Here is a 22,036-nt window from a genome sequence, read left to right on the forward strand (position 1 = left end):
AGCCATGAAAATCAATAAACTTTTTATACCTATTTGTCTTTTAGGACTAATCAGCAGTACTTTTATATCCTGTTCTAAACTAACAGAAGAGCCTTATGGAATAGTTAATTCAAAGTCTTTTTACAAGACGGGGCAAGATGCGCTTTCAGGCTTGATCTATGCTTACGCCATTTTGCCTGAAGTCGGATATTATTCTAGGGGTTATTACATTATTACTGAATTGCCGACTGAGAATCTGACAGCGAAAGCAGATGCAGGGCAGTCAAATTTTGAACTGGATCAATTACGGACTACCTCGACAAATTCAGATCTTGATAATCTATGGACATATCTTTATCGTGGTATTTCACGTGCTAACGCCGTAATAGCCAATGTTCCTAACGTTCCTAATATGGCGGAAGCTGACCGCAATCAAATTATCGGCGAGGCTTATTTTTTGCGTGCACTTCACAATTTTAATCTAGTGCGTCTATTCGGTGAAGTTCCGCTTCGTTTAGAACCCCTTGTTGAGGCCGAGCAGATCCCTGTAGCCAAGTCAAGTATCCAGCAGGTTTACGATGTTATCATTGCTGATCTAAAGCAAGGGGAACAATTGATGTCAATTTCTAAAAATTTTGAGGGAAGGGCAAATCGGTGTGCTGCCCAGTCATTACTCGCAAAGGTATACCTCCATATGGCGTCTTCAAAAGCTTCAACTTCGCCAGGCTACGAATTTGTAACTGATGCGACAAAGCTCTATCTTGAAGCGAATACATATGCCGCAAAAGTGATCAACGATCAGCAAATTTTTAATTTTACAAGTGTGTTACCTGATATCTGGAATACTGAAATTTATAAAAAAGCTGCCGTTTCCGAACACATATTTGACGCTGCTGTAGATCGCTCAGGTGAGCGCGAGGGGAATTATTCCAAATTACCGAACATGTTTTTGCCTGATCCCGGTTTTGCAATGCGTATTCCATACAATCCAAGCGATCCTGAGACTACAATAATCAATATTGGTAAAGGGTGGAACCATTTTCAGATGGAGGCCGCGCACTACAACAGCTACAACTCAAGTGATAAGAGGAAAACAGACCTTATTGTTTCAGAAGTTGTCAATCCCGATGGCAAAACCATTAAACTTGGTATTGCGGATTTCTCGCGACCTTTTACCCGAAAGTACATTGATCCACTTCGGGATGCAGATAAAATGAGTACCAATTCGCCGGTGATACGTTATTCGGATATTCTTCTGGTTTATGCAGAGTCTGCTGGTCCTACAGCTGAGGGATATGCTGCGGTGAATAAAATCCGTAGCCGGGCAGGCCTAGGCCCGCTTACAGCAAATCTATCGGTCGCTGCATTTCGTGAGGCAGTAGTTGAAGAACGTGCACTAGAGCTTGCATTTGAAGGGAATAGGCTGTTTGATTTACGACGCAATCATCTGATGGAAAAAGTTTTGGTAGAAAAGTATGGTAAATCCATCACTTCAGGAGCATACTTTTTTCCAATTCCACAGCGTGAAATTGATACAAACCCATTATTGAAACCATAACTATTTTATTATGAATCTGAAAACATATAAAGCTGGTTTTGCAGCATATTTGATATTGGTTTTTACAGTCTTTGGTTGTAAAAAGGATCCCTATAAGGGAGTCGAGAGCAATGAGAAATCCATTGAAAACTTTTCCATGGGGACAGGCTTTACGCAGATAGGAGCAGCAGTTGTAGACAGGGCCGCTGGGACAGTGAAAGTAAAAGTATTGGTGGAGGACAATACTGACTTTTCCAAAGTGAAACCTGTGATCCAACAATCTTATCGCGCTACTGTTTCGCCTGCCTCTGGTTCTGAAGTCAATTTTCTTGCCGGCAACTATAAGTATAATTATACCGTGACAGCAGAGACAGGTGAATCTCGAGAATGGGAGGTCATCGTCGAGCCTTTTACCGAAACGATCCTCGGTACCTACGATATTACCGGACTTGTACTTTATGGTGGTACAGGGCCTGAATATGGTGGTGGCGCGGTTTTATCCTTAACGAGTAAACCATGGATATGGCCTGTATCTGATGGTCCTCAAGTGGAATTGGATAATAGCATAACCTTTAAACTGACAGGAGTAACACCGACAGGTAAAACTACGGGTACATTTGTAAATGATGCCGGCGCTGACGGAAAATATGCCAATTTCATTTATACACCAGACCCCAAAACAGATGTCAATAAATTTTATCGTAAAATACCGAAGGGTGAAGGGAAATGGGAGCGGGACTACACAACCGATATCTTGACGCTAATTGCCGCAGATGGAAGCAGCGTAAATTGTAGTTTTCTTGGTCCTGGTACCGAGGATCTTGGCAATAAACAGGCTAAAACAATTGTTAACAATGCTTTTGCTTTTTCATTGAACGGTAATGACGACTGGTCTGCAATCTATACAGACTATGATAAGTTTGTGAAAAAGCCCAGAAGATATTGGGTGGAAGTGAAAAAGCGTAATTGATCCAAATCATGAAGAAGTTATTTATGTATGCCGTGTCCATCTTAATAGGTGGAACGGCATGTACCAAGGCTGATCCGGCCACAGATCAAAAGCCCGGAGAAAAACCCTCACAAATCGAACTCCGATTATTTGACAAGCAGGCGACGGCAGAAACTAAAGCGCTCTACTCCCAATTATGGAAGATAAAAGACAAAGGCTTTATGTTTGGCCATCATGATGATCTGATCTACGGCAGAGAATGGAAGGAAGTTGCCGGTAGATCTGACGTTTACGAAATTGTAGGCGACTACCCCGCAGTTTTTAGTGTTGATTTTGCTGAATTGATGGATGACCGCCGTACCAGAGCGACTTTAAACGAGGCCCGTAAAAAGGCTATCCTTGAAGCGCGTTCCCGTGGTGAAGTTATTACCGCTATGTGCCACCTAAACAATCCCTTGACGGGCGGGGATTCATGGGACAATTCATCAAAAACAGTTGTTAAAGAAATTTTGACCGATGGAAGTGCAACAAATTTAAAATTTAAAAGTTGGTTGGATAATCTCGCCACGTTTGCACTTTCATTGAAGGATGGCAATGGCAAATTGATTCCTGTTATCTTTAGACCTTTTCATGAACATACCCAAAGCTGGTCCTGGTGGGGAAGTTCTTGTACGACTAGTGAAGAGTTTATAGCGCTTTGGAAGTTTACGTTATCTTATTTGACAGTAGCGAAAGGGGTACATAATTTTATTTTTGCGATATCGCCACAACGGGACAATAATGGACGGAAAGAAGATCTGCTATTCCGCTGGCCGGGGGATGAATTAGTCGATTTTATCGGTATGGACTGTTATCATGGTACAAATACCCAAGCGTTTCTTTCCAATTTAAACGCGTTGCAAGAGCTTTCTTTAGAAAAGAAAAAGCCTGCTGGTGTTACCGAAACAGGAATTGAAGGGATCAGAAATGGTAATGTACCCTATGTCAGTTATTGGACCGAGCAGATCCTCACTCCACTCGTTGGTAAAAAAATCAGTATGGTCGTTATGTGGCGAAATGAATACGATCCATTAAAGCAAGGGATACATTTCTATGGACCATGGAAAGGGCATCCCTCAGCCGATGATTTCAAAACGCTATTTAGGAGCAGTATAAGTTTATTTTCAAAGGACCTCCCCAATATGTATGTATTGGCCGATGGTGTAACCGTCAATTAATCAGGTATGCGCTTTTTAATTGGAATAATCTTTTTTTTCATATTTCCAGTAACTACATTTTCCCAGATTATTTCTGTCGATTTTAAGGAGTCAGCAGCACTTCAAGGAAGACGGATGGATTTCGTTATAAAACTTAAATCGACCTGGACAAACCCTTATTTGCAGGAAGACATTAAGCTTGACATGGAGATATATACAGCATCAGGTGAGGTACTGCTTCAGCCGTGCTTTTATGTAAAGGGGCAATCTGGGGATATTTCAGAATGGAATGCCCGGTTCTCACCCAGACAGCATGGCGATTATCATTTTAAGTTCGTATTGAGCAAAAATGGAAAAATAGTCGCCACATCTAGGAAATTCGATGCGCGGGTGCGGGAAACGGCAGAAAAAGGATTTCTAAGTGTTAAAAATAACTGGTCCTTACAATTTGATAACGGTACATCCTTTCGTGGGATAGCCGAAAACATCTGTTGGGAATCAAGGCGTAAAGACGATTCAAAATATTATGCAGCACTGCACCAAAATGCTTCCGTTTATAATTATGACCGTATGCTTGCCGAATTTGCTGAAAATGGCGGCAATTTCTTTAGGACCTGGATCTGTCCCTGGAATTTGCCCATAGATTTTCAGGACGGATTCAACAATGATCGCTACCAGTCAGATCCAGCTCATTTTAACCCCAGCGCAGTACGCCGGCTCGATCATCTCGTCGATCTTGCCGATTCACTCGATTTATATGTTATGCTTACTTTGGGAATGGGTAATTTCAGATCCGATAATATCGGAGGGGTAAAGACGACGGACGAGTTTTTTGCAGCCGAAGAGGCTAAAACGCTTTATAAAAATCGTTTGCGCTACATTGTGTCACGCTGGGGGTATTCACCGCATATTGCTATGTGGGAGTTTCTGAATGAAGTAGATAATATACAGTTTAATGGTCGGGAAAAGCCGATTTCTTCTAAAGCTATTGTAGAATGGCATACTGAAATGGCTACCTATTTAAAAAAGATAGATCCATATAAACACATTGTTACTACCAGCATATCCCATAGAGATATCCCGGGGCTCAATGATATCGAGGCAATAGATATCAATCAAAAACACATTTACAAACATACTGATCTGATACCCTCAGAAATCAATGCATACTCCACAAAACATAAAAAGCCTTATGTCATTGGCGAGTTTGGCTATGAATGGGATTGGCAGCAAAATTTTGATGATTTTGCATATGAGATGGAATTAGATTTCAAACGGGGTCTCTGGTATGGGCTTTTCTCATCAACACCGATCCTACCGATGAGCTGGTGGTGGGAATACTTTCAGAATAGGGATATGCTACCTTATTATCGTGGGGTACGGCAATTGAGCGACCGTATGTTGCTGAATGGAAAAGGAGAATTCAAGCCATTGGCATTAAAAGCCGGTAGGCTTGAAGCCTATGGCGTAAAATGTGGCGAGGAACTCTATATCTATCTTTACAATCCCACGAATGAGGTTTTTAGTAGTAGCGTAGAGATTTTGGACATCATCGGAAACAAAAAGGAGATCCAATCATTTGACCCGCTTACATTAAAATATCAGGCAGAAGAGCTGAAAGATCATCAGGATGGAAAAATATTATTGAAAGATCTTTTTGTGGGATCTAAAAAAGAGAAGCTTTATATTATTAAGTAATGACAGTAACAAATCACCTATTATGGAAAAAAATATATTCAAGTCACTAGCGCTACTATGTAGTTCATTAATCGTGATCACCGGGATCGGCTGTAAAACATTGACTAGCCAATCGCTGGCGGCAAATACGCAGGTCAATGATTCTGTTTCGTGGTCGGCTAAAAAAGAAAAGCAAAAGATAATGGATTACCTATCCCGGATTAAGGGAAAGCGTGTTATTGGTGGTATACACAATCGCGAACCCAATAGTGAGCCTGCCCGCTGGACCAATGCCATAAACAAACTAGTAGGTAGATATCCGAAGCTGTGGAGCGGTGATTTTTTATTTCAGCAGGAAAATATTGATCACAGGAGCACTATGATTGATGAGGCTATCAGCCAATTCCATCAGGGTGCAATTGTTAATATCATGTGGCACGCCTGCAACCCTGTCAATGGACAACCTTGTAGCTGGGATGACGGACGTGGCGTTTTAAGTCATTTGACAGACAGCCAGTGGGAAAACCTTTTTATAGAAGGGACCTTAGAGCATGGTAAATTAGTCTCGATGATGGAAGAAATTGCAGTTTATCTAAAGCGATTGAAAGACAACAAGGTCATCGCTCTGTTCAGGCCCTTTCATGAGATGAATCAGGGGAAATTTTGGTGGGGGGGACGCCCGGGAGAAAAAGGCACCGCTAGACTCTACCGGTATGTACATGACTTTATGGTTAAGAAAAAAGAGCTCGATAATCTAATTTGGGTTTGGAATGTTCAAGATTTTCAAAGCCTGGATACTGACGTCGAGCTGTATAATCCCGGAAGATCCTATTGGGATATTGTTTCGCTTGATGTATACGATGATCACACGGGGTTTAGTAATGAAAAGTATGATGCGATCGTTCGTGTAGCAGCAGGAAGGCCAATGGCGATCGGAGAGTGCCAGGTATTACCGTCACTTGAGGTACTTAAAGACCAGCCCAATTGGGTGTTTTTTATGGGCTGGTCAGAATTGGTCTTTGAAAAGAACAGTGAGGCTAAGATCAAAGCATTATACGGTTCCGATCAGGTAATTATGCTGGGTGAGTAGAATAATTACACCCTTGTACAACTATTTGTTAATAAAGTATTAGCCAGCAATATCGTTAGCTCACTATCTTAGAATAACCAAAATAAACAATTATGAGATCTTTATGTAAATTATGGTGTATCTGCTTGATCATATTGTCATACAGCTGCCAAAAAAAAGCTTTTGATCAGGCTGCAGAATCTCTGCCCAAGCAGAAAAAGATGGCTTTGAACAATGGTGTTGCTCCGGCTTCAATCACTGATGCCGTGACTATTTCGGGCAATAAATTTTATGTTGCCTCAAAGCAGATTTTTTTCAATGGTATCAACACAGCCTGGCAAAAGCAAAGCGATTATACTTTAGATTTTTTAGGTAGAAATTTTGATTACACCTGGTGGAGCAATGAGTTTCAGCGTTATAAGGATAATAAAATTAACCTTGCTAGAATCTGGGTGCATGGGTCGGGGAGCCATAGTCCGTCTTTAAACGGTGACGGTCTTGTCACAGGTGCCAGTAGTCAGTTCTGGACAGATATGGACCAACTCGTTCAGATCGCTAAATCAAAGGGAGTGTATCTGCTGGTTACATTTTGGTCATTTGATATGGTAAAGAATACCAGCAGCAAGTACAATCAATTTAGGCAGATCATCAATGACGTCAACAAAACCCAGTGGTATACCGAATATTTTCTTGTCCCCTTTCTGCAGCGTTATGAAAATGAACCCACCATTATGGGCTATGATATCTGCAATGAGCCAGAGCATATGTGGCGTGATGCAAACTGTGGCAATTTAAATAAGAACAATGTCGTGCGTTTCATTGCATGGTGTGCGGCCAAGACAAACCAATTTTCTACCAAGCCGGTGACGGTAGGTTCAATGTGGATTATTTTTAACAGCGATAGGTACACATCATGGGATACCTATGGGGGCAATAATTATAGCAATGCAAAATTGCAGGCGCAGTACAACAATTCCAACGCCTATTTAGATTTTTATTCACCCCATTGGTACCAGTGGCAATCCTCCGGGGCGCCATTTACCACGACCATCGGCTATTGGTTAGATAATGGTGATAAACCTGTCTTGATCGGAGAAACACCGGGGTATGATGTCAACAGCTCATCCTATAATAATTCCGGCAATTGGAATATTACTCTGGCCAATTATTACAAACAAAGCTATTGGAACGGGTACGCAGGCGTATGTGCATGGAAAAATCCATGGGAAAATGATAACTACGGTAATTTCAATGCCATTAAAGTGGCTACAAATGATTTTTATGTCAATTATCCGAGTCTAGTTTATCCCTAACAGTGTTGTATTCTAGTGATTGGTAATTGGTGTTAGAGGAGCAGTTTACTGCTTTTTTTACTAGTTTGGCCAATTTGGAGATAAAATAGTATACGCCGCAAGTGATGTTTAAGTGTTGTTTTGATGATTTTTAGTTCGAATTGAATTACCTACTGCTAAAATAGTATTAGTCGAGGTAAGCTTTACCAAGTAAATTTGCTGTAGAGATGTTAAAAGATAACCAATTGTAATATTCAGACTAGGCTCACAAATTATGATTATTCGACGACCAAATCCAAAATTATTATATGCCTTATTATTTGCGATCCTATCTGTTTTTCAATTGAAGGCGCAAGAACACAAATTAAACCAGTGGGTGACCCAAGATCAGCCTCTTTCGCAGCTTTCCGCAGGGCCGCCGGCAGTATTCGAGCCGACATCACGGGGGCGTCAACTACCTATCGTTATTGACGAAAGACAGGCATTCCAGACTATTGATGGATTTGGGTTTGCGCTGACGGGTGGTAGTGCCCAACTGATACATCAGATGGTACCCGATAAAAGGTCTAAGCTTCTACACGAACTTTTCAGTGCCGGAGATGGAATCGCCATTAGTGCTATCCGTTTAAGTATTGGTGCATCCGATCTAAATAGCTTTGTTTATACCTATAATGATCTCAGTGGTGGCCAGGCAGATCCGGATCTTTTGAATTTCAGCCTGGGGCATGATTATGAACATGTCATTCCTGTACTCAAAGAAATTTTGGCCATCAACCCCAAAATTCAGATTATGGCTTCACCATGGACTGCTCCTGTGTGGATGAAAGTGGGACAGCTGTTTCAAGGCGGTTCATTAAGGACGGACTGTTATCCTGTATATGCCCGTTATCTTTTACGTTATGTACAGGAAATGGAAAAAAATGGGATCCCTATTCATATGATCACCGTGCAAAATGAACCACTCAATTCGAGGAATACTCCCAGTATGCCATTTTCTGTATCGCAGATGCGCAATTTTCTAAGAGACCACTTACTGCCCGTCTTTAACAAATTGAAGCCGGATACAAAAATTATTCTTTTTGATCATAATTGTGATCGGCCAGATTATCCATTGACCCTGTTGAATGACCCTGCTATTGGTCCATATGTAGATGGATCCGGTTTCCACCACTATGGAGGTGACATTGGTACGATGTCATTGGTGCATCAAGCCAGACCTGACAAAAATATCTATTTTACAGAACAGATGGTCATTCAATCTAGCCAAAGTAAAATCAGCAACCTTGCCTACCAGACCGAACGCCTTGTTATCGGAACCATGCGCAATTGGAGCCGGAATATGATATTGTGGAATTTGGCCGCAGATCCCAATAATAATCCCCATACAGATAATGGTGGATGTGCCATATGTCAGGGCGCACTTACCATTGATGGAGATCAGGTATCAAGAAATGTGGCCTATTACGTTGTTGCACATATTTCAAAATTCGTTCCGCCGGGATCGGTACGTGTTTCCTCCAATGCTCCTTATGATCAAGGTATTGACATTACCACGGACGAGGAAAACGCGGATATCAAACGCGTTACTACAGTACAGAATAGTGGAGTATTGCCCAATGTTGCGTTTCTTACTCCCAAAAAAGAGATTGTCCTGATTGTTGCAAACAGTTCATTCTATGATCGGGAGGTAAAAGTTCAGTATAAGGGTAAATTCAGCATGATCAAGTTAGCTGCTGGAGCAGTAGGCACCTATTGCTGGAAATCAGAATAAAAAATTATGAAACCACCATGAATATTCAAACCACACAGTGGGAAGAATAGATCTGGCGGCCTCATTACCATTGAAAACAAATGATATACAGATGAAAAAACTAATTTTATTGGGCACAGCGTTGTTAGGTCTCTATTTGCCTGTTAAAGCACAGCAGGACGGATCCTCATTTAGCACAGCCGGATGGTGGCAGGCATCGACAGGCAAATTTTCACCTGCGATTGATTCCAGTGGACGGGTTACCTTCCGTGTGAAGGCTCCCCAAGCCAGCAAAGTGCAGGTCGAGATTGGCGACTGGGACATTATGAGATTGGCGATGGAACAGGATACAAGCGGTGTTTGGACGGCATCTACGAGCTCCCTATTGCCAGGTATTTATCAGTATGTATTTGTGGTAGATGGAAAACGTTCTATAGATTTAGCCAATCCTAAAGTCAAATACGGCACAGAAGTGTATGGCAGTGTATTGGAAATTATAGCACGTCAGCCTGCCGTTGATCAGTTAAGAGCCGTCAACCACGGAGAACTCCGCATCTTAACCTATACCGCTAGCAAATTAAATAAGCAGCGCAACCTTTATGTCTATGTGCCACCCCAAGCTGTCCAGTCAACTAAACCGCTGCCAGTTTTATATCTCAGGCACGGTGGGGGAGATGATGAGGGGAGTTGGTTTCGTGATGGGCGTGTTGCGTATATCATGGATAATTTGATTGCCGAAAAAAAAATAAAACCCATGTTGGTGGTTATGACCAATGGTCTAACGGATGGATCATGGGCCGGGGGTAGTTCAGTTGAAGGGATGGATCTTCTTGAAGATGAGTTGCTAAACGACGTGAAGCCGCTTGTCGAGCAACGATTTAATGTGGGTAAGGATAAGTCATCTCGGGCCATAGCTGGTTTATCTATGGGAGGAGGGCAGGCTTTCGTGATCGGTATGCGAAATAAAGATACTTTCCAATATATAGGTCAATTTAGCTCGGGACTTTTGAGTGATCCAGCATTTGATTTTGATCGCTATATCCCCAATATGTCAGCTTTAAAATCTTCTTCCAATAGTCAAGCTGTCTATATCTGGTCCAGCTGTGGTACCAAAGATCCTCGGTACAACGGACATTTAGCTTTTCTCCAGAAGTTGAAAAGCTATGGGGTTGATTATGTCTATGACCAGGCAGATGCTGGCCATGAATGGTCATTCTGGAGGGGACAATTGGAAAAATTTGTCCAACAGATCTTTAAAGAGCACAAGAAATAGAAAATATACAAGAGAAACAAAACTATACTTATAGAAGATGAATTTAATATTTGAAAATCGTAGACAAGCTATCGAACAAGCACATCAGGAACTAATTTCTCGAAAAAATACGCCATTATTGCCAGGAAATGGGATATACGAGCGGTATACCTATCCAGTTCTGACTGCTGATCATACACCACTTCATTGGCGTTATGATTTTGATGAGGAGAGAAATCCCTTTCTGATGGAGCGTTTCGGCATCAATGGGACATTCAATGCTGGGGCAATCAAGTGGCAGGACAAATATATTATGGTTGTGCGTGTAGAGGGCAACGATCGCAAGTCATTTTTTGCTATTGCCGAAAGTGAAAATGGCATAGATGGTTTCCATTTTTGGGATTATCCGATAGATATTCCCGAGACCGAAATTCCAGATATCAATATCTATGATATGCGTCTCACGCTACACGCGGACGGATGGATCTATGGTATTTTCTGTACCGAACGCAAAGATCCCGCAGCTCCTGCTGGTGATCTATCTTCGGCAGTTGCAGCTGCCGGCATTGTACGTACTCGCGACTTGGTCACATGGGAACGCTTGCCAGATTTACAGTCCAGCAGTCAGCAGCGCAATGTGGTCCTCCACCCCGAGTTTGTCGATGGTAAGTATGCACTTTACACACGTCCACAGGATAGTTTTATTGATGCAGGCAAAGGTGGTGGAATAGGTTGGGGGCTGGTAGACAGTATGGAAAATGCGGTTGTTTCCGAAGAGAAAATTATAAATCACCGACACTATCATACCATTAAAGAGCTTAAGAATGGGCAAGGGCCAGCGCCCATTAAAACCGAGCGTGGCTGGCTACACCTGGCACATGGCGTACGGATGTGTGCTGCAGGCCTTAGGTATGTACTCTATCTTTTTGTAACAGATCTGGCACATCCCGACCAAATAATTGCTGAACCCGCGGGACATTTTATGGCACCCAAGGGTATAGAAAGAGTAGGAGATGTCTCCAACGTACTCTTTTCAAATGGCTGGATCGCAGACCCCGATGGTACCGTTTATATCTATTATGCTTCGAGCGATACACGGATGCATGTCGCCTTATCATCGATAGACAGATTGCTTGATTATTGTTTTAATACAGTTCAGGATGGATTTCGGTCAGCAGCATCAGTCAAGGTCGTACATACGATCGCTTCAAAAAATCTGAATAGTTAGATTTGTATCCAGAATACCTACTTATGAGAATTGAAAATGAAAAAATCTCGTTGAGAGAGAAAATCGGATATGGCCTGGGAGATGCAGCGTCGTCCATGTTCTGGAAGCTGTTTGGTATGTACCTGATGTTTTTTTATACCGATATTTTTGGTATGGAGGCGAAAGCTGTTGGTACCATGTTTTTGATCACCAGAGTTTGGGACTCGTTGTTCGATCCCATTATAGGTGCACTTGCAGACCGTACACGGAGCCGTTGGGGCAAGTTCAGACCATTCATCCTTTATGTTGCCATACCCTTTGGTTTGATCGGTGCAGCAACATTTTATACGCCTGATTTTTCGCATACCGGAAAAATTATCTATGCCTACCTGACTTATTCCTTGATGATGATGGTGTATTCGGCGATCAACGTACCATATGCATCATTATTGGGTGTAATGAGTCCCTTTCCCAAAGTGCGTAATGTACTGGCTACCTTTCGGATGACATTCGCCTATATCGGGAGTTTTGTTACCCTGCTTTTATTCAACCCATTAATAGATTTTTTCAGTAAGGCGGGAGCAGATCTTACGTCACTTCAGCATGGTTGGTTTATGGCTGCACTAGTTATTGCTGCATTTTCAACGATACTTTTTTTGCTATGTTTTTATTGGACAAAGGAAAGGGTTGTAGAGGTGACGGCGCATCACTCGACATTAAAGCAAGATATCGGAGACTTGCTAAAAAATGGTCCTTGGTGGATACTGCTGGGAGCCGGGGTGGCGGCTCTTGTTTTTAATTCCATTCGGGATGGAGCAACGCTATACTACTTCAAGTATTATGTTGAGGAGCATCAAATCGACCGAATCATGATTTTTGAGGTACCATTTGTATTAAGTGGACTTTATTTGGCCCTTGGGCAAGCTGCTAATATATTAGGTGTTGTATTAGCAGCTCCTGTCAGTAATCGTATCGGAAAAAAAAGCACCTATATGATTGCCATGCTTATTGCTACGGTGGGAAGTATTGCCTTTTACTGGTTGGGCAAAGAAGATCTAATTCTTATATTTTCTCTTCAGGTACTCATCAGTATTTGCGCCGGGAGCGTATTTCCCTTGCTTTGGTCGATGTATGCCGACTGTGCAGATTATTCCGAACTACGCACAGGCAATAGGGCAACAGGTTTGATCTTTAGTTCTTCATCGATGAGTCAGAAGCTCGGCTGGGCATTTGGGACGGCTCTGACAGGTTGGCTATTGGCCTATTATGGTTTTCAGGCCAATCAGCAGCAGAGTGACGAAGCACTTCATGGTATTCGGATGTTCTTGAGTTTTTTCCCTGCAATCGGTACTGTATTATCCGTGTTGTTCATAAGTTTTTACCCTTTGAGCGAAAAACGGATGGATCTGATCCTTAATGATCTAAAGAATAAAAGAGAGGCTGATCTTGAAAAAAAATAGATGAATCAATACATTTAGCTTGAATTAAATGAATCGTTTTAGAGAAATACTTGAAAACAACATACTTCCATTTTGGAGTGAAAAAATGGTCGATCTGGAATTTGGCGGTTTTTACGGAAAGATGGATGGGCATAATCATTTGGTGCCCTATGCTAGCAAAGGAGCTGTTATGCACGCGAGGATCCTCTGGACGTTCTCAGCTGCCTATCGCCAATTTAACGATATATCCTATTTACGAATGGCTGAACGGGCTTACCACTACCTACGCGATAATTTTATCGATAAAGAATATGGGGGAGTTTATTGGGAGCTTGATTATCAGGGCAAGCCCCTCAATACAAAAAAACAGACCTATGCACAGGGCTTTGCACTGTATGGTTTCTCGGAGTTTTACAGAGCTACGGGAATATCCGAAGCTTTGGAGTTATCAATAGATCTTTTTAAGTTGATTGAGCATACTTTTGATGATGAGTCTGGCGGATATTTGGAAGCATTTTCGCGCGACTGGTCACCGATAGCCGATATGCGGCTGAGTGAAAAAGACGAGAATCAGGTCAAGACCATGAATACTCATTTACATATTCTTGAGCCCTATACCAATCTGCTACAGGTGTGGCCAGATGATCAATTAATTTCAGCCCAAAAGGATCTGGTCGATCTTTTCGTTAGCAAAATCTATGATTCGCGTACAGGGCATCTCAATCTTTTTTTTGATCGGGAGTGGAACTCAACAACTGATACCATATCATATGGTCATGATATTGAAGCAGCATGGCTTTTGTGGGAAGCTACTACCGTATTGAATATTCCCGCACTCTCCCAATCCATCAAAGATATTGTGACCAGCATTGGCCTCGCCGCCGTGGAGGGGATCCTTCCTGACGGAAGTATGGCTTACGAATTTAGAGATGGTCATTTAGATGACGAAAGACATTGGTGGGTACAGGCCGAGGCAGTAGTTGGTTATAGCTATCTGTCCAAAATTGTACCTGATTCCAAGTTTTTAGATTTAGCAGAAAATGTCTGGAAATTTATTCAGACAAAACTTATTGATGTTCAATTTGGAGAATGGTACTGGAGTGTATTGCCCGATGGACAAATGAATCGTAACGATGATAAGGCGGGTTTCTGGAAATGTCCTTATCATAACGGCCGGATGTGTTTAGAAATGCTTCGGTTTAATGACCACGTCTGCTAATAATTGATAACCTAAGACTAAACATTTTGTTGAAATTTTCTAACTCTATGTGTAGGTGTTTTAACATTTTGACTCATAGTTCTTTATGGGTATAAAGAAAGGGGGTGCTTTCTATTAAGTGTCCCCTTAAGTGGAGCTGGAGAGATTCGAACAGGTTAGGGGCACTATACCAAAAAGGACCATATTGATGAGACAATATATAAATCATTTTTGCTCTGATTGCGACTTCTATCTTTTCGAGTTCAGCGGTTACCAGCTTACGCAGTCCTCTATCAAAACAATACATGTTAAATGTGGATACGCGAAACGGTCTTGCGGCACATCCCAAGTTCCCTTGAGATCTCCCGCAAAGATTTGCCGTGTTCCAAAAGTGTTTTTATCGTATTGTACATAGCCACTTTATACATAACGCTGAGATTTTATTATACTCTCAACAAGTAAAACCTTAATTGTTTAAGGTGGTGGCATTTTAATGCGAATTGCTGGGGGTATCTATATGCGAATTAACAATTGAGACCTCGGACTGTCTTTTTTGTCTTGCCATTTCGACGATTGCTATTGCCCGAAGCTTTCTCTTCGTTCAAGTGGTTTTCCAGTTCTCCATCCATCATTGATTCCAACAGATGCTTCATTAACGGCGCTAGGACGCCATCATTGGGAGACAAACTTTTACCTTCGTAAAGACCTTGCATGGCTTCTGCCTTGAAGCGTTCAAAGTCGAATGGGTCTTTTTCTTTCATGACCGTGTCGTTTGAATAATTGAATATACATAATCTTATTGAATTATTCCTCTGACACAGTTCATGTTACAGTCTCCATTTCTATAATTAATACACTTTGTGGTACGATGCTGTTACCTCTTTTGTTTTTTCATTTCTTCTATCTCTCGCTTTAGCTGGTCTCGATCTTCTTTCTTGTAAAATTCTAACTCCGTTGCAGAATAATCGTACTTGAATAATCTCGCTTTTATTCTGGTATTATTGACAAAAATACCAAAGTCTATGTTTGCTATAGTGAGAAAACCAGCACTATTTCCATCAATTTCGATACTTCCAAATTTTGTGAGTTTTGCCAGTCTTGTACTGAATGATCCATCTGTGTCTGAAGATACTTTTTTGAGCGTATTTCCTTCCGAGTCTAAAAATCGTATCTCTGCATTGGGTACCTTCCTTTTTTTCTTAGCTTCAGTGATAATGCCTGAAATCGTCACAGAATCTTCCGAATCGTTCTCGTCTAAATAGCTTGAAGATTCGTACCCGCCCAATACTTTATTGTTTATTGTTTTAGGTCTGATGACAGAACATGATGAGAAACAAAAGATCAAAAAAAAGACTAAAATTTTAATAGCCCAGATCAACTTATAACACCTATCTATGTTTTCTATTTGCTTTTTCAACTTCTTTCCTCAACTTTTTCTGGTCCTTTTTTGAACCTATTTCATTAATATACATGGGCTGCCTTGGTAATTTTATGTCTAAGGCGTAGGTTTTAAAATTTGTCGCAATGTAAACATGTTCGATAGTCATCCCCGTTCCAAATGTATCTACAATAATTTTTCCATGGAGCAATCCCTCGGATGGGATCGTTAGCGAAAATTCTCCATTTTTATCGGTGATGGCTGTACCAATTGTATCACTCTCTGAACTAAGAAAGAAAACTCTAGCAGAAGGAACATTTTCATTATTATGGCACATTCTCACTTTGCCTTTTATTAAAGGCGATATCTCATCATCTGTATAACCTTTACCTCGTTGGCTATAGCTGCTGCAGTTGTTTTGGTCTATATCAACCCAGTCGTTATAATTCTTCTTTGTGGAACAGCTAAAGAGTGTTAGCAAAAGAAGAAGTTTAAAACCACAAAGGTTTAACTTTATGCGTAATGCCATTATAAATTTGGACCTTTTTTATATTTCAAATAATAAACAAAAATTCTTTATATGAATAGATTCCGTTGTAAACAAGATGAAATTTTTAGCACCATCAAAAGCTTTTTTTTAACTTGCTTGTACCTACCTCTAAAATCTAACTCATTTCAATATTAATAATTTTTCTGAGTTGATTCTCATTTATATCTATTTATTATTTTGATTCTTGATTTCTTTAATCTCTTTTTTCGAAAGGGGTACTGTGCTTTTCATAACTCCATTTATAATAAACAGTTTCACAGCTATTTCTATTTGTGAATAAAATCGACCCATATCAACTTTTGCGATTTCAAGTTCACCTAATGAATTTCCATCGGATCCATTTATATTAATATTCCCGACAGTAGGTTCAGTTTTTATGGTAAACTTAAATCTTCCTTTACTATCAGCTGTTTTTTTAGCAATTAATTTATTATTTGTATCCCGAATTTCAATTTCTGCATTTGGTACTATTTTATTACTTCCTCCCATGCGCACCTCTCCCTGAAGTGATATTATTCCTTCAAGATCTTTATCATCTTTTAAATATTTTATATTTACAATCGAAAACCCTGTGCTGTTAGATGGCTTGCCGCCCAATGCAAATCCGAAACAAATAGGCGCAAAACTGAACGAGATTGCGAACAAAGCCCGCACGGCAGGCGACTATCGTGAAATAGGCAACCTCTACGGGTTTCAATTATTGGTTAAAACAGAACTTCCAAAGGATAATTCAACACTCGAAAGGGTCAATAGATTTTTTATAACTGGCGAGGGCAATATCAAGTACACCTACAATAACGGTCTGATGGCAAAAGACCCCGAAACCGCCGCAATGAATTTTTTAAGGGCTTTGGAAAAACTGCCGGGCTTTGTGAAGCAGGAGCAGGAGAAAATCGCTGAAATACCAAAAGACCTACCGATACTTCAGGAAGTGGTTAACGGTACTTGGGCTAAGGAAAGTCGATTGAGTGATCTTAAAACGGAACTGGCTGCCGTAGAAAGAAAGATACAGCTATCTATTACGCCGGAAACCAAACAAGATGCTTCGGAGCAGGCAGAAAAGCAGAATGAAGCCCCAAAGGTGCAGGAAAGCATTATACGGACAAAAGGCGTTCATTCACCTCGTGGCGTATTATAATAGTCGTTACTTTTCGTCCTTTTCGTCCATTTTTTTTTATTAGGGCTTCACACAGGCTGTCAAGGAATTTGGTTCGGTTTATCTTACGGGCTTTCAGTTCCATAAACGTATGGTAAAAATCGCCCAATTCAATATTAAAGGCATCTTCAAATGCTTTAGCAATCAATTTTATATCTGTATTCCCATTGTTAAATACACCGTGGGAGTACAGTGCATATATGAGTTCAGTCAGTGCCGTTTTGCTTGCCGTCCATTTCAATGAATTGTCCGAACCCCTTTTCACATTGATGTTATTGAGCCTGTCTTCCAAATAAACTTGTATCAGGTCATTGGCAATAATCTTGGCAACCTTATAATCGTGTGAAGTAGAAAAACGATGGTCTGCTTCAAAATAAAATGTGTCTAACCACAGCCTTATATCGTGCTTGCCACGCACAAAGAATTTTTCGTCAACGAAAGAATTATTGCTGCGGTAATACTTGTAAAAATCAAGGTTGTTTTCAAAGAACCTTTTTAGCTTTTTCAGTTCTTTGGTAAAATATTTCTTGGTACGCTTGTTCCCGTAGGGTCTTCTTGTTTCGATTTTATAGATGGCATTGTAGTAGATGAGCTTTGAAACAATAACAGGTTTCTGATACTTGAAAAAATGGATTTCTTCTTCCATATTCTTAAAGTCATTTTTCAGTACAAAGTCCTTTAAGTCGGCAAGGCTTTGTATGATATGGTGTATAACGGCTTCAATTCTTTTTATGGGGCAGTCGGTTTCAATCTCCAGTTCCTGGATTGCAGTTTCCAATTTAAGATATGTTTCATTGTAAAATTTATCCATTCGCTTCATTTTGATGTAATATATTATTGGTTAATACAGAAAAGCTAACACTGTTCGTATTAGCTTATGATGCAATTACTGCTTAAAAAAATTCAACCTCTACCGTATTGATGATGGAACGATAGATAGATTTTTGTTGCATACTTTAATGAGTTGTAGCATGATGCAGGTCAATTTTTAGGAATTTTCCCGCATCACGAACTGCTTATTTACCGATTTTTCTACGGTTTTTGCAGTTTCCAACCATTTGGTATTTTATTTTAATATGTCAAGGCAAGCCCTACGCCCCAACCCATATCACTATCATAGTGGGTACGTATACCTATATTTTTATTGATAATATACCTAAGTTCTCCCATATATTCAAAGTCCGTATTGACCATAAAGCCGCCTCTTAATCTTTTTGTGATAGGAATATCCTCTCTCATTAATTGTAAACGGACTATTCCATCGTGATATACCTCTGCCTGGAAATTAACCAGCATCGGGAGCGTATAGACAAATCCCAAACTAAACTGTCTTCGGGTATTTTTTTCATTCCTTTGTCCGAACAAATTCTTCTCATGCTCGTCAATCCCCATTTTTCGGTAACGCCAGTCAAAACCTATAAACGGCATAAACCATTGCATTCTGCCCAAATACCTACCTAAATGTGTTTCTACCTCGTAGCCGTGCATATCATTGTAACCTAAACGCCATTCTGTTCCTAATTGGTAGCGTGCATTCATTAGCATAGCTTCTCCATCATTACCATTGGTTGCAAAATCGTTTTGTGCCATAAAATGAGGCATATTACTTTCTCTTTGCAATTCTTTATAGGCTTTTGCCTTATCGGGTAGATAGGGGTTATTGTAGTCTCCAACTTCAAAGACCCTGTTCATTCCCGCCATCATGTGATATAATATATGGCAATGAAAGAACCAATCACCTTCCTCATTTGCTAAAAACTCAATGGTATCTGTTTCCATAGGCATGATATCCAACACATTTTTAAGCGGCGATTTTTCGCCTTTTCCGTTTATCACCCTGAAATCAAATCCGTGAAGATGCATTGGATGCCGCATCATTGAATTATTATAAATGGTAATCCGTAGAATTTCTCCTTTTTTTACAGGTATTTTGTCAGTTTCCGAAAGTATTTTATTATCCATGCTCCATACATAGCGGTTCATGTTGCCAGTAAGTGTGAATTTCAACTCTTTTACAGGCGCATCATTTGGAAGAGAGGTGTTATAAGGTGATTGCAACATAGCATAATTTAATGTTTTGATGTCTCCCAAGGCATTAGCGTTGTAACGGTTAGCGTCGTTATCCATATCCATACCCTCATGCTTACTGTGGTCTGCTTTTTTTGTTGCATCTCCGGTAATTTCGGGATACATCACTACATTCATGTCCATTTGGTTAAGGCTCATCTTCATGCCCATATCGTTCAAATCGCCATTCATTTTCATCATATCGTTCATCATCTTCATCCCCTCGAAATACTTCAATCGTGGGAGTGGAGAAATAAGCTGTTTGACCCCATCACCTATAAAGTAACTCGCAGATTGTGTCCTGTCTTCGGTTGTTGCTAAGAACTCGTAAGCCAAACCATCTTGAGGGATAGTCACTACAATATCGTAAGTTTCAGAAACGGCAATGATTAACCTGTCCACCTCGACAGGCTCAACATCATTCCCATCATTAGCTACTACTGTAATTTTTCCTCCAGCATACCGTAGCCAGAAATATGAAGACGCCCCTCCATTGGAAACACGCAATCTGACTTTGTCGCCTGCTTTTAGCTTTTTACCATCAATTGTTTTCAAATCGGTGCTATGGCTACCATTTATTAGGATTTTATCATAGTAAACGTCACTGACATCCATCGCCAGCATCCGCTTCCACTCGTTTTTTACCTTTACCCCTAATTTTCCCTCCTTAATAGCTTCAACATATGATTGTGTTGCGCCTTTCTTAATGGCCGCCCAATCATTTGCATTGTGTAGCATACGGTTGATATTATCGGGGTTAAGATTTGTCCACTCACTTAATATAATTGGAACGGTCGGCAAATCGTCAATTCCTTTTCTGAATGTCTTATCATCGCTTCTTTTCTTCATGATAAAACTTCCGTACATGCCAATCTGCTCCTGCAATCCTGAGTGGGAATGGTACCAGTGCGTACCATGCTGGATAATCGGAAAACGGTAGGTGTAGGTTGTGCCCGGTGCGATGGGTTTTTGTGTAAGCCAGGGCACACCGTCTTCTTTATTGGGCAGGAACACACCATGCCAGTGAAGTGATGTGCTTTCTTTCAATTGGTTGTGCACCACTATTTCGGCAGTGTCGCCCTCGGTAAAGGTAAGGGTGGGCATGGGGATTTGCCCGTTTACGGCAATTGCCCTTTTTTGCTTACCTGCATAGTTGACAAGCGTATCTTTTACATACAGCTCGTAATGCACCACTCTCTGTGCAAACAGCGTTTGCGTGCAAAGCAGTATCAGCACTGTTTGCAAAATTCTTATAGGTATTTTATTATATCTATTCATGATTTGAAAAATTTTATTTAATGCTGTCTTCCATTGTGCTAAACCACGCTATCAAAACCTGCTTATCCTCCGGTGACAATACTGCATTGCGATGAATTAGTGTGTATGATGACAACGGCATTTCCCCGTCCTTAACCTGCCCGGCCATAGCCCTGAACTTGTTTCGCTGCCTGCGGACAGAATAGTCACCAAATTCGCTAAAGTTGAGTTCCTCTTTCCCCTTTTTTATATGCTCTGCCATGTACCATGCGCCGGGCTGGATACGGCTGTACCACGGATAATGGGTATTGTTGCTATGGCAGTCATAACAGGACTGAACAAGGATAGCCTTTACATTTTGGGGTACGGCGTACACCCTTTCGATATGGGTGGCTGGCACTTCATCCGACTGGTTCCGTAACGGCTGAAAGAACTGTATGCCGATGAGGATAACAGCCAGTCCCAATATGATTTTCTTTTTTAAGGACATATCAGTTCTTTGTGATAGTTTCCGTTACAGAGCCACAGCCCGGCATCTTAGCACCGTAGTACGGGTTTTTGATTTCCTTTGTTTCGCTTAACCAAAATGCCCCTTTTCCATCGTTAAATTTGGGACAGGCTATCTTATATACGGGCTTGCCCAAATCGAATGATTTGGCCAAATCGTAAAAGTCTTCGCCCAACATGACAAGGTGTTCCCTTTGGTGTTGGATGTTGCCCAAATTGGCGGCTATATGCACGCCATTTTCCTCGATGCTCGGGGAGATGTCCTTATAAGCCTTTAGCTGCTCTGCATTAAAACTGGTCGTATCCATGCTGTAAAGTGTCTTTACCAAGCCCTGCGCCGCAAATACCGCCTCCTTGTCATCATCTGAAGAAAGAGCGGACACCAACTTCCCATACTGCCCAAACAGACCCGGTATGGTCGGCTCTTCGCTTGCAGTATGATTGGCGTGTGCCGTAGTGTCCGTATGGGTTTCGGCAGAACTGTTCTTCTTTTCCGAATTGCCGTTACATGCCGATAATATAAATACGGCGATACCAAGAACTGTTGAGATTACATATTTCATCGTTAGTTAATTT

General features: G+C 41.0%; 21 protein-coding genes and 1 pseudogene. 12 read left to right on the top strand and 10 right to left on the bottom strand.

Annotation, left to right across the window (positions count from 1 at the left end; genetic code table 11):
- The first annotated feature begins 4 nt into the window (after positions 1-4).
- From L1283_RS01745 to L1283_RS01795, 11 genes are all read left to right on the top strand, one after another.
- Positions 5-1,537 carry a RagB/SusD family nutrient uptake outer membrane protein gene (locus L1283_RS01745; protein WP_070566742.1) on the top strand — a complete coding sequence of 511 codons (1,533 nt, stop codon included), beginning with the start codon at positions 5-7 and terminating at the stop codon, positions 1,535-1,537.
- Between the two features lie 10 nt (positions 1,538-1,547).
- Positions 1,548-2,486 carry a hypothetical protein gene (locus tag L1283_RS01750; RefSeq protein ID WP_201303565.1) on the top strand — a complete coding sequence of 313 codons (939 nt, stop codon included), beginning with the start codon at positions 1,548-1,550 and terminating at the stop codon, positions 2,484-2,486.
- A gap of 8 nt (positions 2,487-2,494) precedes the next feature.
- Positions 2,495-3,682 carry a glycoside hydrolase family 26 protein gene (locus L1283_RS01755; protein ID WP_088162439.1) on the top strand — a complete coding sequence of 396 codons (1,188 nt, stop codon included), beginning with the start codon at positions 2,495-2,497 and terminating at the stop codon, positions 3,680-3,682.
- Positions 3,683-3,688: 6 nt separating this feature from the next.
- A complete protein-coding gene (locus tag L1283_RS01760; protein ID WP_070566737.1) occupies positions 3,689-5,359 on the top strand; it encodes a cellulase family glycosylhydrolase in 1,671 nt (556 codons plus the stop codon).
- Positions 5,360-5,381: 22 nt separating this feature from the next.
- Positions 5,382-6,428: a glycosyl hydrolase gene (locus L1283_RS01765; RefSeq protein WP_083295979.1), complete on the top strand. Its 1,047-nt coding sequence runs from the start codon at positions 5,382-5,384 to the stop codon at positions 6,426-6,428.
- 92 nt (positions 6,429-6,520) lie between these two features.
- Complete coding sequence (locus L1283_RS01770; protein WP_139145006.1) at positions 6,521-7,720, top strand: hypothetical protein; 1,200 nt, start codon at positions 6,521-6,523, stop codon at positions 7,718-7,720.
- Between the two features lie 253 nt (positions 7,721-7,973).
- Positions 7,974-9,470, top strand: a complete 1,497-nt coding sequence (locus L1283_RS01775; RefSeq protein WP_286775423.1) for a glycoside hydrolase family 30 protein — start codon at positions 7,974-7,976, stop codon at positions 9,468-9,470.
- A 91-nt stretch (positions 9,471-9,561) separates the two neighbouring features.
- On the top strand, positions 9,562-10,722 hold the full coding sequence (locus L1283_RS01780; RefSeq protein WP_070566731.1) for an alpha/beta hydrolase: 1,161 nt from the start codon (positions 9,562-9,564) through the stop codon (positions 10,720-10,722).
- A 37-nt stretch (positions 10,723-10,759) separates the two neighbouring features.
- The gene (locus L1283_RS01785; RefSeq protein WP_286775424.1) at positions 10,760-11,929 is read left to right on the top strand and encodes a glycoside hydrolase family 130 protein; all 1,170 of its coding nucleotides are present in this window, start codon (positions 10,760-10,762) and stop codon (positions 11,927-11,929) included.
- 23 nt (positions 11,930-11,952) lie between these two features.
- Positions 11,953-13,368, top strand: a complete 1,416-nt coding sequence (locus L1283_RS01790) for an MFS transporter (protein WP_070566727.1) — start codon at positions 11,953-11,955, stop codon at positions 13,366-13,368.
- Positions 13,369-13,396: 28 nt separating this feature from the next.
- Entirely contained in the window at positions 13,397-14,566 is a 1,170-nt protein-coding gene (locus L1283_RS01795) for an AGE family epimerase/isomerase (RefSeq protein ID WP_070566725.1), read from the top strand.
- 73 nt (positions 14,567-14,639) lie between these two features.
- Here L1283_RS01795 and L1283_RS01800 read toward each other — a convergent pair whose 3' ends face one another.
- The 6 genes and pseudogenes from L1283_RS01800 to L1283_RS01825 form a co-directional block, all read right to left on the bottom strand.
- Positions 14,640-14,852: an Abi family protein gene (locus tag L1283_RS01800; protein ID WP_088162435.1), complete on the bottom strand. Its 213-nt coding sequence runs from the start codon at positions 14,850-14,852 to the stop codon at positions 14,640-14,642.
- Position 14,853: 1 nt separating this feature from the next.
- Entirely contained in the window at positions 14,854-14,973 is a 120-nt protein-coding gene (locus tag L1283_RS01805) for a helix-turn-helix domain-containing protein (RefSeq protein ID WP_115050229.1), read from the bottom strand.
- Positions 14,974-15,075: 102 nt separating this feature from the next.
- Positions 15,076-15,306 (bottom strand): annotated as a pseudogene (locus tag L1283_RS01810) (IS256 family transposase); the annotation flags it as partial.
- 113 nt (positions 15,307-15,419) lie between these two features.
- Positions 15,420-15,830, bottom strand: a complete 411-nt coding sequence (locus tag L1283_RS01815; RefSeq protein ID WP_139145005.1) for a carboxypeptidase regulatory-like domain-containing protein — start codon at positions 15,828-15,830, stop codon at positions 15,420-15,422.
- Positions 15,831-15,933: 103 nt separating this feature from the next.
- Entirely contained in the window at positions 15,934-16,452 is a 519-nt protein-coding gene (locus tag L1283_RS01820) for a hypothetical protein (RefSeq protein WP_070566717.1), read from the bottom strand.
- A 186-nt stretch (positions 16,453-16,638) separates the two neighbouring features.
- Positions 16,639-17,070: a hypothetical protein gene (locus L1283_RS01825; protein ID WP_139145004.1), complete on the bottom strand. Its 432-nt coding sequence runs from the start codon at positions 17,068-17,070 to the stop codon at positions 16,639-16,641.
- Between L1283_RS01825 and L1283_RS01830 the strand changes: the two genes are divergently transcribed.
- Entirely contained in the window at positions 17,045-17,611 is a 567-nt protein-coding gene (locus L1283_RS01830; RefSeq protein ID WP_070566713.1) for a hypothetical protein, read from the top strand. The two genes, L1283_RS01825 and L1283_RS01830, sit on opposite strands and share 26 nt — an antisense overlap.
- On the opposite strand, the gene L1283_RS01835 is transcribed toward L1283_RS01830, so the two are convergent.
- From L1283_RS01835 to L1283_RS01850, 4 genes are all read right to left on the bottom strand, one after another.
- Entirely contained in the window at positions 17,568-18,440 is an 873-nt protein-coding gene (locus L1283_RS01835; RefSeq protein WP_198385960.1) for an RteC domain-containing protein, read from the bottom strand. The two genes, L1283_RS01830 and L1283_RS01835, sit on opposite strands and share 44 nt — an antisense overlap.
- Before the next feature lie 260 nt (positions 18,441-18,700).
- Entirely contained in the window at positions 18,701-20,974 is a 2,274-nt protein-coding gene (locus tag L1283_RS01840) for a multicopper oxidase family protein (protein WP_088162400.1), read from the bottom strand.
- A gap of 13 nt (positions 20,975-20,987) precedes the next feature.
- Positions 20,988-21,443, bottom strand: a complete 456-nt coding sequence (locus L1283_RS01845) for a heme-binding domain-containing protein (protein WP_088162399.1) — start codon at positions 21,441-21,443, stop codon at positions 20,988-20,990.
- 1 nt (position 21,444) lies between these two features.
- Positions 21,445-22,023 (bottom strand): DUF3347 domain-containing protein, encoded by a 579-nt coding sequence (locus tag L1283_RS01850; RefSeq protein WP_286709899.1) that lies wholly within the window; start codon positions 22,021-22,023, stop codon positions 21,445-21,447.
- Positions 22,024-22,036 lie beyond the last annotated feature (13 nt).

This window comes from Sphingobacterium sp. HSC-15S19, from assembly GCF_050433745.1.
GTDB lineage: Bacteria > Bacteroidota > Bacteroidia > Sphingobacteriales > Sphingobacteriaceae > Sphingobacterium > Sphingobacterium siyangense.

Coding starts and splice junctions, on each gene's coding strand:
- L1283_RS01835 (WP_198385960.1), bottom strand. CDS start 18,440: ATGGATAAATTTTACAATGAAACATATCTTAAATTGGAAACTGCAATC.
- L1283_RS01850 (WP_286709899.1), bottom strand. CDS start 22,023: ATGAAATATGTAATCTCAACAGTTCTTGGTATCGCCGTATTTATATTA.
- L1283_RS01770 (WP_139145006.1), top strand. CDS start 6,521: ATGAGATCTTTATGTAAATTATGGTGTATCTGCTTGATCATATTGTCA.
- L1283_RS01840 (WP_088162400.1), bottom strand. CDS start 20,974: ATGAATAGATATAATAAAATACCTATAAGAATTTTGCAAACAGTGCTG.
- L1283_RS01750 (WP_201303565.1), top strand. CDS start 1,548: ATGAATCTGAAAACATATAAAGCTGGTTTTGCAGCATATTTGATATTG.
- L1283_RS01760 (WP_070566737.1), top strand. CDS start 3,689: ATGCGCTTTTTAATTGGAATAATCTTTTTTTTCATATTTCCAGTAACT.
- L1283_RS01765 (WP_083295979.1), top strand. CDS start 5,382: ATGGAAAAAAATATATTCAAGTCACTAGCGCTACTATGTAGTTCATTA.
- L1283_RS01775 (WP_286775423.1), top strand. CDS start 7,974: ATGATTATTCGACGACCAAATCCAAAATTATTATATGCCTTATTATTT.
- L1283_RS01805 (WP_115050229.1), bottom strand. CDS start 14,973: ATGTATAAAGTGGCTATGTACAATACGATAAAAACACTTTTGGAACAC.
- L1283_RS01785 (WP_286775424.1), top strand. CDS start 10,760: ATGAATTTAATATTTGAAAATCGTAGACAAGCTATCGAACAAGCACAT.
- L1283_RS01800 (WP_088162435.1), bottom strand. CDS start 14,852: ATGTATTGTTTTGATAGAGGACTGCGTAAGCTGGTAACCGCTGAACTC.
- L1283_RS01845 (WP_088162399.1), bottom strand. CDS start 21,443: ATGTCCTTAAAAAAGAAAATCATATTGGGACTGGCTGTTATCCTCATC.
- L1283_RS01755 (WP_088162439.1), top strand. CDS start 2,495: ATGAAGAAGTTATTTATGTATGCCGTGTCCATCTTAATAGGTGGAACG.
- L1283_RS01795 (WP_070566725.1), top strand. CDS start 13,397: ATGAATCGTTTTAGAGAAATACTTGAAAACAACATACTTCCATTTTGG.
- L1283_RS01820 (WP_070566717.1), bottom strand. CDS start 16,452: ATGGCATTACGCATAAAGTTAAACCTTTGTGGTTTTAAACTTCTTCTT.
- L1283_RS01790 (WP_070566727.1), top strand. CDS start 11,953: ATGAGAATTGAAAATGAAAAAATCTCGTTGAGAGAGAAAATCGGATAT.
- L1283_RS01745 (WP_070566742.1), top strand. CDS start 5: ATGAAAATCAATAAACTTTTTATACCTATTTGTCTTTTAGGACTAATC.
- L1283_RS01780 (WP_070566731.1), top strand. CDS start 9,562: ATGAAAAAACTAATTTTATTGGGCACAGCGTTGTTAGGTCTCTATTTG.